Source organism: Streptomyces sp. AMJ-169, assembly GCF_055597585.1.
Window position 1 is genome coordinate 251,361 of record NZ_JBVLTJ010000007.1, and the last position, 16,634, is coordinate 267,994.

Below are 16,634 nucleotides of genomic sequence, written 5' to 3' on the forward strand. Positions count from 1 at the left end.
GGTGGCTCGAACTATGCTCCGCGCATGAGTGGTGGGGACAGCGCAAGACAGATGGTCGACGGGCGGTTCCGGCTGGAGGCGCGGCTCGGCGGTGGCGGGATGGGGCTCGTGTGGCGGGCCACCGATGTGGTGCTGCACCGCAGCGTGGCCGTGAAAGAGGTCCGGCCGCCCGACCCGGATCTCGCGGAGTACGACCCCGAGGGGGCGCGGCAGTTGCGCGAACGCGTGCTGCGCGAGGCGCGGGCGCTGGCCCGTATCGACCATCCGAACGTCGTGACGATCCATCACGTCGTCGACGGCGGTCCCGGTACCTTCCCGTGGATCGTCATGGAGCTGGTCACAGGCGGTTCGTTCGCCGACCGGCTCGCGGCGGGCCCGATGGACCCGGTCGCGGCGGCGCGGATCGGTCTCGACGTCCTCGCGGCTCTGGAGGCCGCGCACGCGGCCGGCATCGAACACCGCGACGTCAAACCGGCGAACGTCCTCCTGCGCCCCGACGGGCGGGCCGTCCTCACCGACTTCGGCATCGCCGCGATCCGCGAGGCGACGACCCTCACGGCGACCGGTTCGATCATCGGCACCGCCGACTACATGGCCCCGGAACGCATCACCGGCACGGAGGGCGGACCGGCGGCGGATCTGTGGTCGCTGGCGATGATGCTGTACACGGCCGTGGAGGGGCGGCATCCGCTGCACCGGGGGACGACGTTGGCGACGCTGGCGGCGGTGTTGAGCGAGGAGATACCGGCGCCGGTGCGGGCGGGGGCGTTGACGGAGGTGTTGGTGCGGGTGCTGGTGCGGGATCCGGGGGTGCGGCCGGGGGCGGGGGTGGTGCGGGGGTTGTTGGAGGGGGTGGTTTCGGGGGGTTCGGGGGTTGGAGGGGGCCTGGGGAGTTCGGGGGGCCTGGGGAGTTCGGGGGGCCTGGGGAGTTCGGGGGGCCTGGGGAGTTCGGGCGGTACAGGGGGTGCGGGGCACTCGGGCGGTCCGGTGAGCGCCGGAGGTAAGGGCGGCACTGAGCATCCGGGTGGTCCGGTGGGTGCGGGGTATCCGGGCGGTCCGGCAGGTGCCGGGCATCCGGGCGGTCCGGCAGGTGCCGGGGATGCCGGCGGCGCCAGGGGTTCGGGGGGCGCGGGGCATCCGGGGCGCCTGGCGGACGCGGGCGGCGCGGGAAGTCCGCGAGACGCCGGGCATCCGGACAGCTCCAGGGGTTCGGGAGCCGGCCGGCATCAGGGGCACCCGCTCGGCGCGGGATACCCAGGAAGCTCGGGGAGCCCGCAGGACGCGGGAGGTCAGGCGCAGCCCGGGTACCTGGGGAACGCGGGGGCCGCAGGCACAGTCGGTCCTGTGGACGCCGGGGTTTCTGGCGGGCCGGCGTCGGCGGCGACCTCGTATCACTTGTCGCCGCCCCTTGCCGACGGCGGTGCCCCCGGATCTGCGCGCGCGGGGAGCGGTACCGGGTCCGTTCCGTACGCCTCCGGTGCCCCCGGCTCTCCTGTGCCCTCCGGTACGACCGCCGTGCCCGGGTTCAGGGGGCCCGGCAGTATTTTCGGTGCGCCGACCGTGGTTCCTGTGCCGGAGGTTCGGCGGGGGCGGCGGGCTGCGGCTGTGGTGTTCGCGGGGGCCGGGATCGTGCTGATCGGGGCGTTGACCTGGAGTCTGTTGCCGGACAGCGGGTCGGCCGGGGCTTCCGGGGCGACCGGGTCCGGTCGTACGGGGGCGTCCTCCTCGCCCTCCGCCGACCCCTCCGCCGACCCCTCCTCCGGTTCCACCCCCACCGCCGCCGTCGGGAATCTCCTCACCCCCGCCGGCATCCGGACCGCGCTCGCCGCCGTCGAGAAGAAGACCGGGCGGGACCGGTACAGCATGGTCGTGGTGTACCCGGAGTACCTGTCGGCGCAGGTCCTGGTGGACGGCAGCGACACCAGTTACGACACCTACACCTACCGGATCGGCCAGGGCGTCGAGGAGGGCATCATCAAGTCCCAGGTGATGAGCGGGAGCCGGCCGCTGTCCCTGAAGGGCTTCGACTGGGACAAGCTGCCCGCGCTGCTGGCCGAGGCGCAGAAGAAGCTGAACGTCGCGAAGCCGACCAGCCGCTACCTGATCCTCAACCCGGCGAGCTCCATCTTCGACACCCCGGCGAACATGGCGGTGTACCTCTCCGACGAGTACGGCAAGAGCGGGTATCTCCAGGCGGACGCGAAGGGCAGGGTGACTCGGGTGAATCCGGCGGAGGGGTGAGGGCGAGCGAGGTGGGGGAGCGAGCGGGCTGACGCGGGGGGCGGGGAGCGGGGCCGGAAGAGCCGGCGCCGAGCCAGCCGAGGAACCGGCGGAGCCGGCCGAGGAACCGGGGCCGAGGGATCACCCCCAGCCGCCGCTCCCCCGTCCTCACCCCGCCCCCTCCGCCTCCCGCTGCCCCGGCCCCTCCCCCGCCGTCAAATGCTCCAGCACCTCCACCAGCTCCTGGCAGGCCTCCTCCACCGCCCGCCGTGTCCCCCGCTGCTCGGTGATCACCGCCGACAGCAGCAGCGCGGTCAGCGCCATCGCCCCGTTGAACGCCTGGAGCTTCAGCATCACCTCGACGTCCGTGAGCCGGCCGAACGGCCCGGCCCGGTCCGTCGCGGCGATCGTCGCCAGCACGGACGCGGCCAGCGCACACGGCATACTGCCCGCGAACTCGAAGCGCAGCGCGGCCCAGATCAGCAGCGGATACACGAGGAACAGCATGTTGACGTGGGACTGGGTGGCGAACGGGATCACCACGCACGCGGCCAGCACCAGCGCCCCGCCCTCCTTCCACCGCACCGGACGCGGCGGCCACCGCATCCTCGGCAGCATCAGCAGCAGCGGCGTCACGATGAGGACGCCCATCGCATCGCCGACCCACCACGCGAGCCACGCCGGCCAGAAGTCGTGCGCGGGCAGCCCGCCGGTGAGCAGCGCGAGCCCCGCGCCGGTGGTCGAACTGATCAGCATCGCGGTGAGCGCGCCGAGGAAGACGAGGGCGAGGCCGTCGCGCAGCCGGGTGAGGTCGGCGCGGAAGCCGACTCTGCGGAGCAGGAGGTAGGAGCAGACGGGGGCGAGCGTGTTCCCGGCGAGGTTGCCGATGAGGGCGGGGTGCAGTCCGCTGGTAGAGATCGACAGGATGACGAAGAAGCTGCCGAGCGCGATCCCGGCCCACGCGCGCAGCCCGATCAGCAGCAGGCAGATCAGGGCGACGCCGGTGGGCGGCCAGATGGGGGTGATGACGGCACCGTCGAGGGTCAGCCCCCGCAGCAGCCCGAGCCGCCCGGCCGCGTAGTACCCGCCGGCCACCCCCAGCGTCTGAAGGCTGAAGACAGCCGGCCGGCGCAGATCCCAGGTGCCCACCACAGGGCCATCAGACACTGACCGGGACAGGTCGGCCAGGCGAGGGACGCGGGGCTGCGGCCCTCTGGCTGAACTTCCGCCCCGGGGGTTTACGAAGCCGCGCCGCGCCCTCGCCCTCACGGAGCCGGGCCGCGCCCTCACCCCCACGGAGTCAAGGCAGGCCCCCGTCCCCACAGAGCCGGAGCAGCCACGGAGCCGGAACGGGCCCTCGCCCCCACAAAGCCGGAGCAGCCACCGAGCCGGGGGAGGTCCTCGTCCCCACGAAAGCCGGGCCCGCCCCTCGTCCCCACAGAGCCCGCGCAACCCCCGCCTTACGGAGCCGCAGCCTCCCCCCTCCCGTCCGGCTCGTCATGCCCCACCACCAGCACCGCCGCGTCATCCTCATGCCCCACCCGCGCCGCCCCCTTGATCACGGCCGCCGCCAGCGCCCGCGCCTCAAGCCCCGCCACCGCCGCGATCCCCGCCAGCCGGACCACCTGGTCGAGCCCCTCCTCCAGCGGCATCGACGGCCCCTCGACGACCCCGTCGGTGAGGAGGACGAAGACGCCGCCGCTGGTGAGCTGGTGGTGGGAGACGGGGTACTCGGTGCGCGGCTGGACCCCCAGCGGCGGTCCCGCCTCGTCCTCGGCGACGCCGGAGCGGCCGTCGGCGGTGGCCCAGACGAACGGGGTGTGGCCCGCGCGGGCGCTCTCCAGGACGCCGGTCACCGGGTCGAGCCGCAGGAACGTGCAGGTCGCGAAGAGGTCGCCGCCGAGGGAGAGCAGCAGGTCGTTGGTGCGGGCGAGCAGCTCGCCGGGGTCGCTGGTGACGGACGCGAGGGCGCGCAGGCCGACCCTGACCTGGCCCATGAAGGCGGCGGCCTCGATGTTGTGGCCCTGGACGTCGCCGATGGACAGGGCGAGCCGGCCGTCGGGGAGGGGGAAGGCGTCGTACCAGTCGCCGCCGACGTTGAGCCCGTAGCAGGCGGGTTCGTAGCGCACGGCGAGGCGGACGCGGGGGGCGGCGGGGAGGTCGCGGGGGAGCATCTCGCGCTGGAGGGCGATCGCCAGCTCGACCTGGGAGCGCTGGAGCTGCGCGCGCTCGCGCGCCTGGGCGGTCAGCGAGCGGAGCCGTCTCAGCAGTTCGTCGCCGTCGTCCGTGGGTCGCGTGCGGGGCACACGTCGATTGTGAGGGAGGGGGCCGGTCGGCGCATTTCCGGATCGTATGCCGAACGGCACCCCTCAACCGACCGGGCAGCACCCCTCAGCCGACCGAGCAGCACCCGACCGGCACCCCCAGCTGGTCAGCCCCGGCAAGCGCACCCCCCAACTCCTGCGCCCCACCAGCGTGTTCGACCAGCCGGACATCGTTCGAGACCTCTTGACGCTGCACCGTCACCCGGCTGACACTCTCGCAACACGACGTCACACAGCTGTAACCGCACGGCCTCCTTCCCGAAGCCGCGCCGCTGCGTCGTGCCCCCACACCCGCACGCCTCGCCCGCGTCTCGACAGGGAAACACAACATGCCGTACTTCGCACGCCCCCACAGCGGGGCGAGACGCCTGGCCGGGGCGGTGGGCTCGGCGGCGCTGCTGCTGGGCCTGGCCGCGCCAGTGGCCTCGGCCGCAGAGACGACCGACACGCTCACCGACGGCCTCGCCCTCTGGTACCAGCTCGACGCCCCGTCGGGGACGAGCGCGGTGCCCGACGCCTCGGGCCACGGCCGCGACGGTGTTCTGAACGGCGCCGCGAGCTGGTCGGACGGCCTGTCCTTCAACGGATCGGACACCTACGTCAAGGTCCCCGACGACGTCCTGAAGGGCATGGCCGCGGTCAGCGTCTCCTTCGACGTGAAGCTGGACCCGGCCCAGTCCACCCCCTACTTCCTGTACGGCTTCGGCAACACCAGCGGCAGCGCCGGGAACGGCTATCTCTTCACGACCGGCAACGCGCTGCGCACGTCGGTCGCGTCGGGCAACTGGTCGACGGAGCAGACGACCCGCGCGGACGACGGCCACAATCTCGCGCGCGGCGTGTGGAAGCACCTGACGTACACGCAGTCGGGCACGACGGGCGTGCTGTACGAGGACGGCGCCGAGGTCGGCCGCAACACGTCCGTGTCGCTCACCCCGGGCTCGATCGGCGCGGGCACGACGACCGCGAACTACATAGGCAAGTCGGTCTACCCCGGCGACAAGCTGTTCCAGGGCACGATCCGCGACTTCCGCGTGTACGACCGGGCGCTGACCGGCGCCGAGGTCGACGAGCTGTCCCGGCCCGTGGCCGTCCAGGGCGTCGCCGCCGACAAGGCCGCGCTGTCCCTCGGCGACACCGGCGCCGTGACGGAAGACCTGACGCTGCCCACGTCGGGCCCGGCGGGCGGCTCTTCGCTGACCTGGGCCAGCGACAACCCCTCCGTCGTCTCCGCCACCGGCGCCGTGACCCGCCCGGCGGCCGGTCAGCCCGACGGCCGCGCGACGCTCACGGCGACCCTGCGCAAGGGCGGTGTCAGCGACACCAAGTCCTTCGCCGTGACCGTCCTGCCGGCCTTCGACGACACGACGGCCGTGGCGCAGGCCGCCAAGTCCCTCACCGTCCACAACCTGGACGACGTACGCGGCAATCTCACCCTCCCCTCCACGGGCACCTACGCCACCCGCGTCACCTGGTCCTCCGCGAACCCCGACGTCATCACCCCCGACGGGACCGTGCACCGCCCCGCCCACGGTTCGGGCGCGAGCGCCGTCGACCTCACCGCGACCCTCACCAAGGGTGATGCCCGTACAACGCGCGTCCTCACCGCGAGAGTTCCCGAACTCCCGGCCGCCGAGAAACCCGAGGGCTACCTCTTCAGCTACTTCACCGGCGAGGGCACGGCCGACGGCGAGCAGGTCCACTTCGCGCTCAGCAAGGGCGACGACCCGCTGCGCTGGCGCGAGATCAACAACGGCGACCCGGTCCTGACCTCCTCGCTCGGCGAGAAGGGCCTGCGCGACCCGTTCATCATCCGCTCCCCCGAGGGCGACAAGTTCTACCAGATCGCCACCGACCTCAGGATCTACGGCAACGGCGACTGGGACGCCGCCCAGCGCACCGGCAGCAAGTCGATCATGGTCTGGGAGTCCACCGACCTGACCCACTGGACCAACCAGCGCCTGGTCAAGATCTCCCCCGACAGCGCGGGCAACACCTGGGCCCCGGAGGCGTATTACGACGCGAAGCTCGGCGAGTACGTCGTCTTCTGGGCGTCGAAGCTGTACGACAACGACGCGCACTCCGGGGACACCTACAACCGGATGATGTACACGACGACGCGTGACTTCTACACCTTCAGCGAGCCCAAGGTGTGGGTCGACCGGGGCTACTCGGTCATCGACTCGACGGTCATCCGCGACGGCGACACCTACTACCGCCTCTCCAAGGACGAGCGCAACAACACCTCCTCGACGCCCAACAGCAAGTTCATCTTCGAGGAGAAGAGCGACTCGCTGCTGAGCACGTCCTGGACGCCGGTCGCCGAGGGCATCGGCAAGGGGACGATGAGCGCGGCCGAGGGCCCGCTGGTCTTCAAGTCGAACACCGAGGACAAGTGGTACGCGTTCCTCGACGAGTTCGGCGGGCGCGGCTACCTCCCGTTCGAGACGACCGACCTCGCCAAGGGCGTCTGGACCCCGTCCACGGACTACGAACTCCCGGCGCGCCCCCGGCACGGCACGGTCCTGCCGGTGACGAAGGCGGAGTACGAACGCCTGCTGCGCGCCTACCAGCCGGACCAGTTGGTGGAGAGCGTCAAGCCCGTCTCGGTGAAGACGGGGACGGGTCAGGCGCCGGTCCTCCCGGCGACCGTCATCGCCCGGTACGCCGACGGCGTGACCCGCCCGGCGGCCGTGACGTGGGACGCCGTACCGGCCGACGCCTACAAGAAGCCCGGTGCTTTCGGCGTCAACGGCAGGCTGGCGGACGGGACTTCGGTGCGGGCGGCGGTGACCGTCTCGGCCGAGGGCCCGGACGTCCCGGCGGACCTGCTGCTGCACTACACGTTCGACGAGACCGGCACCGCCGTCGCCGAGGACTCCAGCGGCCACGGCTACCACGGCACGTACGTCGGCTCGCCGTCCTTCGGGACCGGCGTCCACGGCGGCTCGGTCAAACTGTCCGGCGGGTCGTACGTGAAGATCCCGAACGGGGTTCTGAAGGACGCGAGTTCGGTCACCGTCTCGGCGTACGCGAAGTGGCAGGGCGGCTCGTCCTTCCAGTGGCTGTTCGGGCTCGGCCCGGACAGCGACAAGTACCTGTTCGCCACGCCCTCCAACGGCGGCTCGACGCTCTACTCGGCGATCACGAAGGCGAGTTGGTCGGCCGAGTCGAAGCTGACCGGCAACTCCCCGCTCACGCCCGGAACTTGGCGGCATGTGACGGTCACGCTGGACGGTGCGACCGGGACGATGGTCCTGTACGCCGACGGCGTCGAGGTGTCCCGCACGACGACCACCGTCAAGCCGTCGGAGCTGTACGACGCGGCGAAGGACTACTCCGGTTACATCGGCAAGTCCCTTTACGCGGCGGACCCTTCGTTCGCCGGAGAGGTCGACGACTTCCGTATGTACAGCCGGGCGCTGTCGGCGGCCGAGGTCATGGAGATCAGCGGCAACACGGCGGGGATCGCCAAGGCGACCGCCCCGCAGCTGAAGGTCGACGCGGTCATCACGGACGGCCACATCACCCTCCCCGTCAAGGAGGGCACCGATCTCACGCGCCTGGCACCGGAGTTCACCCTCGCGCACGGCGCCGCGATCAGCCCGGCGTCGGGGACCGTACGGAACTTCAGCAAGCCGGTGACGTACCAAGTCACCGGCGGCGACGGTAAGAAGAAGACCTGGACCGTGTCGGCGGCCGTGCTGCGGACGCCGGTGCTGCCGGGGCTGAACGCGGACCCGAACATCGTCCGCTTCGGTGACACCTTCTACATCTACCCGACCACGGACGGCTTCGAGGGCTGGAGCGGTACGCGGTTCAAGGCGTACTCGTCGACCGACCTCGTGCACTGGAAGGACCACGGCGTCATCCTGGACCTCGGTCCGGACGTCTCGTGGGCCGACAGCAGGGCGTGGGCGCCGACCATCGCCGAGAAGAACGGGAAGTACTACTTCTACTTCTGCGCCGACGCGAACATCGGCGTGGCCGTCTCCGACTCGCCCACCGGCCCGTTCAAGGACGCGCTCGGCAAACCCCTGCTGAAAGCAGGCCAGTTGCCGGGCCAGATGATCGACCCGGCCGCGTTCACGGACGACGACGGGACGACGTACCTGTACTGGGGCAACGGGCACGCGTACGTGGCGAAGCTCAACCCGGACATGACGTCCCTGGACCCGTCGACGGTCAAGGAGATCACGCCGAGCGGCTACAACGAGGGCTCGTTCGTGGTCAAGCGCAAGGGCACGTACTACTTCATGTGGTCGCAGAACGACACGCGTGACGTCAACTACGAGGTCGCGTACGCCACCGGCCCCTCGCCCACCGGTCCGTGGACCGAGCGGGGCGTGATCCTGGAGAAGGACCTCGCGCAGGGCATCAAGGGCCCCGGCCACCACTCGGTCGTCCAGGTCCCGAACTCCGACGACTGGTACATCGCCTACCACCGCTTCGCGATCCCCGGCGGCGACGGCACGCACCGCGAAACCACCATCGACAGAATGGAGTTCGGCGCCGACGGGCTGATCAAGAAGGTCGTGCCGACCCTGTCGGGCATCGACCCGGTGACGGTCGTGCACGCCGGCCCCGCAGTCTCCGGCACCGAGGGCTCCCCGATCGCCCTGACCGGCGTCGTCTCGGGCGCCCCGCACGCCAAGTGGTCGGTCGAGGGCAACGCCCCGTGCACGGTCGCCGACCCCAAGTCGGCCCGTACGACGGTGACTTGCGCGGACGACGGCGTCTTCACGCTGGCTCTCGCGGGCGGCGGCAGCCGGGACACGGTGAAGGTGACGGTGGCCAACGCGCCGCCGGTCATCACCCGCACAACAGCGCCTGAGGTGACGTCAGTTGGCCAACTGGCCACCATCCAGGCATCGTTCACCGACCCGGGCACCCGCGACACGCACACCTGCACGATCAACTGGGGTGACGGCAGAAGGCCGTTCACCGGCCCGGCGTGCAAGGCCGAGCACCGCTACACGAAGGCGGGCCTGCGCCGCCCGGTGGTGACGGTGACGGACGACGACGGCGGCAAGGTGACCGCGACCCTGCCCGAACTGGCGGTGTACGACCGCGAGTCGGGTCCGGCGGCGGGCGCGGGCATGGTCCTGACCCCTCAGGGCCGGACCACGTTCTCCTTCAGTGCCGCGTACGCCAAGAAGGCGACGGTCCCGACCGGCCGGGTCACGTTCACGGCCCCCGGCGTCTCTCTGCGCGCGACCGCGTCGGACTGGCTGGTGGTCACCAACAAGCAGGCCGTCTACCAGGGTTCGGCGACCGTCAACAACGCCTCGGGCTACGCCTTCCGCGTCACCGCCATGGACGGCCCCGACACCTTCCGCATCAGGATCTGGAAGAAGTCCACGGGCCGGACCGTGTACGAGGGCGGCGGCGCGGCCGGCGGGGTGGTCAATATAGGCCGCTGACACGGGAGTTGTGACCGCACAGGCGGTTCCGTGTCCGGGGGGCTCCACCCGCTGGGCACGGAACCGCCTTCAGGGCGTCCTGCGGAGGGGCCAGGACTCCCCAGTGATCCTGGCCCGCTCAGGAAGGACTCCTTGTGCGGTGAACCCCAGCATGCTCCACGGCGCGGTACGTGTCATTGGCATACGGTCCACACCCGTCACGCAAAGCGTCCACACGGACCTCACTCGGCGTGACCCCGTACGCGGTGCGGAACGCGCGGGTGAAGTCGGCGGGCCGGGTGAACCCCCAGCGGGCGGCGACGGCGTGCACGGGGAGCGCCGCGAGCGCGGGGTCGCCCAGCTCCCGGCGGGCGCCGCGCAGCCGCTGCTGTCTCAAGTACCCGGCCACGGTGATGCCTTCGGCCTGGAAGAGGCGGTAGAGGTAGCTCCGGGAGATGTTGTGCGCGGCGGCGATCGCGGCCGGGTCGAGTTGCGGGTCGGCGAGGTGGCCGCGCATGAACGCCTTGATCCGCAGCATGAGGGTGCGGGTGTACGTCTCCGGCGGCATCTCCCGCTCGGCCTCGGCGAGGTGCGCGAACATCGCGGTCACCAGGTCGCTGACGACCGTACCGAGCCGGAGCGCGTCGGTGGGCCGGTACGGGGTCGTGTCGCCGGCGAGCTGTACGAGGAACTGCGCGAGCAGCGCCCCCACTCCCTCTTTTCCGGAGATCCGGCCCAGTACCCCTTCCGCCCGGGGCGCAGGCAAAGCGATGGAGCTGCGCGGCACTTCGAGTCCGATGATGCTCACCCGGTCCTGTCCGGTGGTGATCTCGAACGGCCGCGCCGACTGACTCACATGGAAGTCCCTGATTCCATAAGCCGCTTGCTGCCGGCCCCAATTGGCGGCGCCTTCTCCGTTCAGCAGCAAAGACAGGTGATAGGTCTCGGGGTCGGACTGCCGCACCAGCCGGGGTGTTCTCCGGAACACGAGATGGTCGAACACGGCCGGCCACATGACGACGTCCCCGAGGCCGATGATCCGCTGGACTCCCTGGTAGTCCGCCGCGTAGTCGCTGTCCAGATGCATCGGCGCGTGCGTCCGCCCGAGCCGCTCGGTCCACGCCTCGAACCGGTCGGCCGGGGGAAGGTCCTCGGTTCTCAGGACCGTTTCAGGCAGCATTCAAGAAGGTTATCGCGGCGGCCAGTTGGCATCCCGCCGCGAGCAGCAGCGCCCCGGTGAGCGACCATTCGGCGACCGGCCCGGCGACGGCCGCGCCGAGGGCGTATCCGCTGATCTTCAGACTGGCCCCGGTCGTGAACACCTGCCCCCGCAGCCGCTCCGGGGCCTCCCGATGCCGCACCGCGAAGAGCGCGGTCAGCTGCGGCCCGGCACCGATTCCGGCGAGGGCCGCTGCCGCGCAGAGGGCGACGGGGGTACCGGCCACCGCGAGGAGGAACCCGGCGCCCAGGAGGAGGGTACTGATGAACAGAGTGGCATCGGGTTCATAACTAAGCCGGGCGAGAAGGAAGTTGGCACCGAGCGAGGCGACCGCAAGAACGCTGAGCAGAAAGGCCCCCGCCCCCGGAGCACCCCAGCCCCGGGCGCCCAGCAGCGGGGTGACGGCGACGAAGGCGCCCATACCGGCGTGCGAGAGGACGGAGAGGAGGGTGGCGCGGGCGAGGGGGCGACTGCGGAGGAGGGCGGTGAAGCCGGCGCGGAGGTCGGCGGTCAATGAGGGGCGAGCGGGACCGGGCACCGCCTGCCCAGACCGGGCCGGCGTCCAGACCACCGGGCGGGAGGGCCAGGGCAGCCTCCAAGCCGCCGGCCGGCCACGGCGGGGTGACGTCCCGTCCCTTGTATCAACAGATCGAGTCGGCGTCCCAGGCGGCACCTGCCCAGGCCGAGGCAGCCTCCAAGCCCCCGGCAAAGCCACCCCCAGCAACGCGACAGCCGCAAGAAGCGCCGCATCCGGCCCGCACAAGACCACCAGCGCCCGCCCGGCGGCCTCTGCTCCTCCCCGGCCTGCGGCAACGTCTACCTCACCGGCAACAGCGGCACCCCCCGCCGCTACTGCTCGGCCCGCTGTGCGACCCGGGAACGGGTTGCCGCCCATCGGCAGGCGCGGGCAGAGGGGAACGGGCAGGAGAAAACGGATGAACCGGGGTGAGGTGGTGTTCCCGGCCGGGCAGTCGTAGCGTCGGAGGCGGAACATCTGCGTGGGGAGTGTGGAAATGGCCAGGTTTGTTTTCAGGACGCTGATCGGAGTGTGCGCGGTGGCCTCACTGGGGGCGGCGTCCTCCACCGCGGCGTCCTCCACCACGGCGCACGGCGGAACGCCCGCGCACAAAAGCCGCACCGTCGTCCTCGACTGCTTCCAGCACCCCCAGACCCGCCCCACGGAGTACCTGCTGGCCTGCGGCGACGGCAACAGCGACCTGGTGAAGCTGACGTGGTCGCGGTGGAACGCGGACACCGCCCAGGGCGCCGGCGTGAACGTCGTCAACGACTGCGTGCCGTACTGCGCGGTCGGGAAGTTCCACTCCTTCCCGGTGCGGGTGCGGCTCGGCGAGGCGAGGCCCTGGGCGCAGCACCACGGAGCGCGGCGCTACACCCAGCTGACCTTGACGTACACCGGCGACCGGCCGGACAAGTCGCCGCGGACGGTGACGTATCCACTCGGGCCGTTCAACGCGCCCGCGAACTAACCGTTCGGCTCGCCCGCGAACTAGCCCTTCAACCCGCCCACGGACTAAGCGTTTCCGCCCAGCCGGCTGAGCCGGGCCGCCGCCCGCATCCGGGCGACCTGGAGGACCGTGAGGAGGACGTCCCGGCTGGAGGCGCGGTCGCGCACGTCGCACAGGACGACCGGAATCCCGGGATCGAGGTCGAGCGCGGAGCGGACCTGCTCCACGGAGGCCTCTTTGCGTCCGTGGAAACAGTTGACGCCGACGGCGAAGGGGATCTCGCGCGCCTCGAAGAAGTCGATCGAGGCGAACGAGGCGTCCAGCCGGCGGGTGTCCGCGAGGACGACGGCCCCGAGGGCGCCGCTGGCGAGGTCGTCCCACATGAACCAGAAGCGGTCCTGTCCCGGCGTACCGAAGAGGTAGACCACGAGGTCGGGGGCGACCGTGATGCGGCCGAAGTCCATCGCGACGGTCGTGGCGACCTTGTTCTCGACGCCCGCGAGGTCGTCGACGCCGCGGCTGACCTCCGTCATCCGCTCCTCGGTCTCCAGCGGGGGCACCTCGCTGACCGAGCCCACCATCGTGGTCTTGCCCACGCCGAAGCCGCCCGCGACCAGGATCTTCAGCGCTGTGGGCAGCACGGGCTCAGAGTTGACGGATGGCATCCATCACCCTTTCGATGAGTTCGACGTCCGGCTGGCTCTCCTTGCCGGGCGGCGACTGGACTAGGATCAGCGACGTGCTGAGGAGATCTCCGCACAGGATCTTCACCACGCTGACGGGAAGATCCAGCAGGGCGGCTATCTCCGCGATCGCCACCGCGCGGTCCCGGCACAGCTCCAGGATCTTCGCCGCCTCCGGTGCCACCTGCTCCTGGTCGCTCTCCAGCTCGGAGCGGGAGACGACCTGGGTGATCAGCGTGAAGGCGTGCTGGGAGTGACGGGTGCGCCCGCCCGTGATGGCGTACGGCCTTAAGTACCGCCCGCCGCCCGACTCGTCCGACCACCGGGACTCAGACATCCTGGCCGTTGCCGCCCGGAGGACCCGGCACCCGTGGGGCGGCGCTCAGATAGGTCCCGACCCGCTTGACCAGGGTCCCCATCTCGTACGCCATCATCCCGACGTCCACCGCCTCGGAGGCGAAGGCGGCGAGCCGGGCGCCCTGTCCGGCGGCGGTGATGAAGAGGTAGGCCTTCTCCATCTGGATCACCGTCTGCTGGACCGGACCGCCGTGGAAGTGGCGTGCGGCGCCCCGCGCGAGGCTGTGCACTCCGGAGCCGACGGCCGAGAGGTGCTCGGCGTCGTCGCGGCGGATGTCCTTCGACTTGCCGATGAGGAGGCCGTCGCCCGACAGCACGACAGCGCAGCGGATCTCGGGGATACGGTCCACCAGGTCGTCCAGGAGCCAGTCCAGCTGCGGACCGGCGTGTACCTGCTCACTCATTCCGTAAAGTTCCTTCACAATCGGTGTGCATCAGGGCCTTCCGTCGTCGAACCGCCCGGTGCGGGGTGGGTCCGCGTCGGGTGTCTGCGCTCGTTTCAGGCCTCGCTGGATGGCGCTCAGCGCGCGGGCCGACACATCGGGAGAGATGACGCTCTCGTCCGGCTCCTCGCCCCCCTCGAACTGGCTGGCCTCCTTGCGCAGCTGCTGCGCGAGGGCGGCCCCGCGGGTGCGGCGCGGGAGGACCTCAGGGGTCATCAGCGGTCCGGAGGGCTCGGGCGGCTCGCCGTAGGGGGTGCCGGCGGGTCCGTACGACGACGGAGGGGGCTCGGGTGTGTACGCGGGTCCGGGGGTCCCGTACGCCCCGTACGGCGCGGAAACCGCTTGCTCGGTGTACCTGCCGGAACCCTCCGGGACGTACAGGCCCGCCCCTTCGGGCGCGGCGGAGCGCGGGGGGTAGGCGTACGGGTCGGCGGGCGGTGGCATCCGGTAGGAGCCGGTGGTCTCCGGGTCCTGGTGGGGCGCGGGCGCGTACGACGGCATCGGCTCGGGGGCGGGCTCGTACACGGGCACCGGCTCGTACGCGGGCATCGGCTCGGGGTGGCCGGCGGCGACCGGGGGCAGCAGGCCCGCGCCCGCGTACTCGGGGAAGCCGTCGTACTCGGGTATCCGGGTGTGGGTGGGCAGGTCGGAGCCGACGGGGACGGCGCCCGCGCCGACCAGGACCTGTTCGACGGGGTTCGCGGCGGGCTCGGCGGCGAGACCCATGCGCTCCCCCTGGCCCAGCGTGCCGAACGAGGCGGCGGTCGCGGCCTGGAGCTGGTCGAGGACCGGCGAGCCGACCTCTTCGAGGAGTTCGGCCGGGACGAGGACGATGCTGAGGGTGCCGCCGTAGACCGACTCGCGCAGCTCGACCTTGATGCCGTGCCGTTCGGCGAGCTTGCCGACGACGAAGTGGCCGAGGCGCGGGTCCTCGCCGAGCGCGGTGAGGTCGAGCCGGGGCGGGTGGGCGAGCAGCTGGTTGGCGTGGTGGCGCTGGGCGGGCGGGATGCCGAGGCCGTGGTCCTCGACGTGGATGGCGAGCCCCTTGGCGACCCGGATCGCGCTGACGGCGACCTGGGTGTCCGGCGGCGAGAAGCTGGTGCCGTTCTCGATCAGCTCGGCGAGCAGGTGCGTCACGTCGGACACGGCGCGCGCGGCGAGCGCGGTACGGCGGTCGGCGGGCGCGTTCTTGACCTTGACCCTGGTGTACGCCTCGGTCTCGGCGACGGACGCGCGCATCACGTCGGTGATCGGGACGGGCGCGTGGGTGCGGCGGCCGGTGGGCGTGCCGCTGAGGATCATCAGGTTCTCGGCGTGCCGGCGGGCGCGGGTGGCGAGGTGGTCGACCTTGAAGATGTCGTGCAGCAGGTCGGAGTCCTCGTGCTTGCGCTCCAGGTCGTCGAGGAGGGCGATGAGGCGGTGCAGCAGGATCTGGGTGCGCCGGATGAGCTGGGCGACGACCTTCTCGGTGCCCTCGCGGCCCATGTGCTGGCGGATCGCGGTGTCGGCGGCGGCGAGGCCGACGCGGTCGATGACGGCCGCGAGCTTGGCGACCTCCTCGGAGCCGCGCCTGCGGCGCTGCCGGGTGAGGGTGTCCGCCGGGTCGGGGCGTTCGCCGCGCTCGATCCTGCTGAGCAGTTCGGGCAGCCGGCGGCTCGCCAGCTCCTCGGTGTGGGTGTGGAGTTCGTGCAGATCGGCGAGGAGGGCGTGGCGCTTGCGGCGGGCGACGAGCCAGGCGGCGGAGACGGCGGCGAGCGCGGCGACGGCTCCGATGGCGGCGCCGAGCAGGAGGGCGTCGGCGCGGACGCCGATGAGGGCGGCGACGGGCTGTGTGGCCTGGTTCACGGAACCGGCCGGGGCGGCCGCGGCGTCGTAGGTGGTGGTGGAGGCGTCCGTGAAGGCCGCCGTCGCCTGGTGGCGGAGGGTCAGGTACTCCTCGAAGAGGTCCCGTTCGGCGGTGGAGAGGCGGCCGGAGGCGAGGACCGCGGTGACGAGGCCGTCCTCGCGGGCGGTGGCCGCCGGGTCGCCGTCCTGGAGGGAGCCGGGCGCGGTGCGGTGCTCGGGGCGCGCGTCGGTGTGCCAGAGGGCGGTGCGTCCGCGCTCGGTCCGCAGCCGGTCGGGCACGTCGTGGGCGGGCAGGGTGAGGGCGCTCACGCCGGGGGCGTCGGCGCGGGCCGCGCTCTGCTCGTCGGCCAGGGCCGCCGCCGTGACGCCCCACAGGCAGGTGAGACAGACCGCGGGGACCACGAAGGGGACGACGAACGAGGAGCGCAGCGGACTGCGGGTGGCGGAGCGGTATCGGGTCCGCCGGTCGCGGATGCCTGGCATCTGATTCCTCGTACAGCAGCGAAACACCTGGGCGGGCGGACGGGTAGGCGAAGTGCCGGGCTACCTCGCCGCCGGTTCACTCGGCGTGTTCGAATGTCGGCGATGAGCTGCACCGTATCAGGATCATGGCGCAGCGTCAGCATACGCCTGGGGCAACTTCCGCACGTCACGGCACAGTTGACAGGCCCGGAA

11 protein-coding genes and 1 pseudogene are annotated in these 16,634 nt (G+C 71.7%); 4 read left to right on the top strand and 8 right to left on the bottom strand.

The genetic code is table 11. The features are described from left to right. Nucleotides 1-24 precede the first annotated feature (24 nt). Nucleotides 25-2,241, top strand: a complete 2,217-nt coding sequence (locus tag ACYUD3_RS19510; protein ID WP_470971519.1) for a serine/threonine-protein kinase — start codon at nt 25-27, stop codon at nt 2,239-2,241. A gap of 147 nt (nt 2,242-2,388) precedes the next feature. On the opposite strand, the gene ACYUD3_RS19515 is transcribed toward ACYUD3_RS19510, so the two are convergent. Then, nucleotides 2,389-3,372 carry an MASE1 domain-containing protein gene (locus ACYUD3_RS19515; RefSeq protein WP_470971521.1) on the bottom strand — a complete coding sequence of 328 codons (984 nt, stop codon included), beginning with the start codon at nt 3,370-3,372 and terminating at the stop codon, nt 2,389-2,391. 308 nt (nt 3,373-3,680) lie between these two features. Continuing rightward, complete coding sequence (locus ACYUD3_RS19520; protein WP_470971523.1) at nt 3,681-4,526, bottom strand: PP2C family protein-serine/threonine phosphatase; 846 nt, start codon at nt 4,524-4,526, stop codon at nt 3,681-3,683. Nucleotides 4,527-4,873: 347 nt separating this feature from the next. Here ACYUD3_RS19520 and ACYUD3_RS19525 point away from each other — a divergent pair, with 347 nt between their 5' ends. Further along, the gene (locus tag ACYUD3_RS19525) at nt 4,874-9,967 is read left to right on the top strand and encodes a family 43 glycosylhydrolase (RefSeq protein ID WP_470971526.1); all 5,094 of its coding nucleotides are present in this window, start codon (nt 4,874-4,876) and stop codon (nt 9,965-9,967) included. 118 nt (nt 9,968-10,085) lie between these two features. Here ACYUD3_RS19525 and ACYUD3_RS19530 read toward each other — a convergent pair whose 3' ends face one another. Together ACYUD3_RS19530 and ACYUD3_RS19535 are read right to left on the bottom strand one after the other, a co-directional pair. Continuing rightward, nucleotides 10,086-11,126, bottom strand: a complete 1,041-nt coding sequence (locus tag ACYUD3_RS19530; protein ID WP_470971528.1) for a helix-turn-helix domain-containing protein — start codon at nt 11,124-11,126, stop codon at nt 10,086-10,088. Beyond that, complete coding sequence (locus tag ACYUD3_RS19535) at nt 11,116-11,679, bottom strand: MFS transporter (RefSeq protein ID WP_470971530.1); 564 nt, start codon at nt 11,677-11,679, stop codon at nt 11,116-11,118. Before ACYUD3_RS19535 ends, ACYUD3_RS19530 begins: the two co-directional genes overlap by 11 nt. A 249-nt stretch (nt 11,680-11,928) precedes the next feature. Between ACYUD3_RS19535 and ACYUD3_RS19540 the strand changes: the two are divergent. Together ACYUD3_RS19540 and ACYUD3_RS19545 are read left to right on the top strand one after the other, a co-directional pair. Then, a pseudogene (locus ACYUD3_RS19540) lies at nt 11,929-12,114 on the top strand (CGNR zinc finger domain-containing protein); the annotation flags it as partial. Between the two features lie 64 nt (nt 12,115-12,178). Then, the gene (locus tag ACYUD3_RS19545; RefSeq protein WP_470971533.1) at nt 12,179-12,652 is read left to right on the top strand and encodes a hypothetical protein; all 474 of its coding nucleotides are present in this window, start codon (nt 12,179-12,181) and stop codon (nt 12,650-12,652) included. Between the two features lie 44 nt (nt 12,653-12,696). On the opposite strand, the gene ACYUD3_RS19550 is transcribed toward ACYUD3_RS19545, so the two are convergent. The 4 genes from ACYUD3_RS19550 to ACYUD3_RS19565 are packed head-to-tail and all read right to left on the bottom strand — an operon-like array spanning nt 12,697 to nt 16,442. After that, nucleotides 12,697-13,296: a GTP-binding protein gene (locus tag ACYUD3_RS19550; RefSeq protein WP_470971535.1), complete on the bottom strand. Its 600-nt coding sequence runs from the start codon at nt 13,294-13,296 to the stop codon at nt 12,697-12,699. Next, nucleotides 13,277-13,651, bottom strand: coding sequence for a DUF742 domain-containing protein (locus tag ACYUD3_RS19555; RefSeq protein ID WP_470971538.1), 375 nt, complete (start codon nt 13,649-13,651; stop codon nt 13,277-13,279). The genes ACYUD3_RS19550 and ACYUD3_RS19555 overlap by 20 nt, the downstream gene beginning before the upstream one ends. Next, the gene (locus tag ACYUD3_RS19560; RefSeq protein ID WP_470971540.1) at nt 13,644-14,075 is read right to left on the bottom strand and encodes a roadblock/LC7 domain-containing protein; all 432 of its coding nucleotides are present in this window, start codon (nt 14,073-14,075) and stop codon (nt 13,644-13,646) included. The genes ACYUD3_RS19555 and ACYUD3_RS19560 overlap by 8 nt, the downstream gene beginning before the upstream one ends. Before the next feature lie 30 nt (nt 14,076-14,105). Beyond that, nucleotides 14,106-16,442, bottom strand: a complete 2,337-nt coding sequence (locus ACYUD3_RS19565) for a sensor histidine kinase (protein ID WP_470971543.1) — start codon at nt 16,440-16,442, stop codon at nt 14,106-14,108. Nucleotides 16,443-16,634 lie beyond the last annotated feature (192 nt).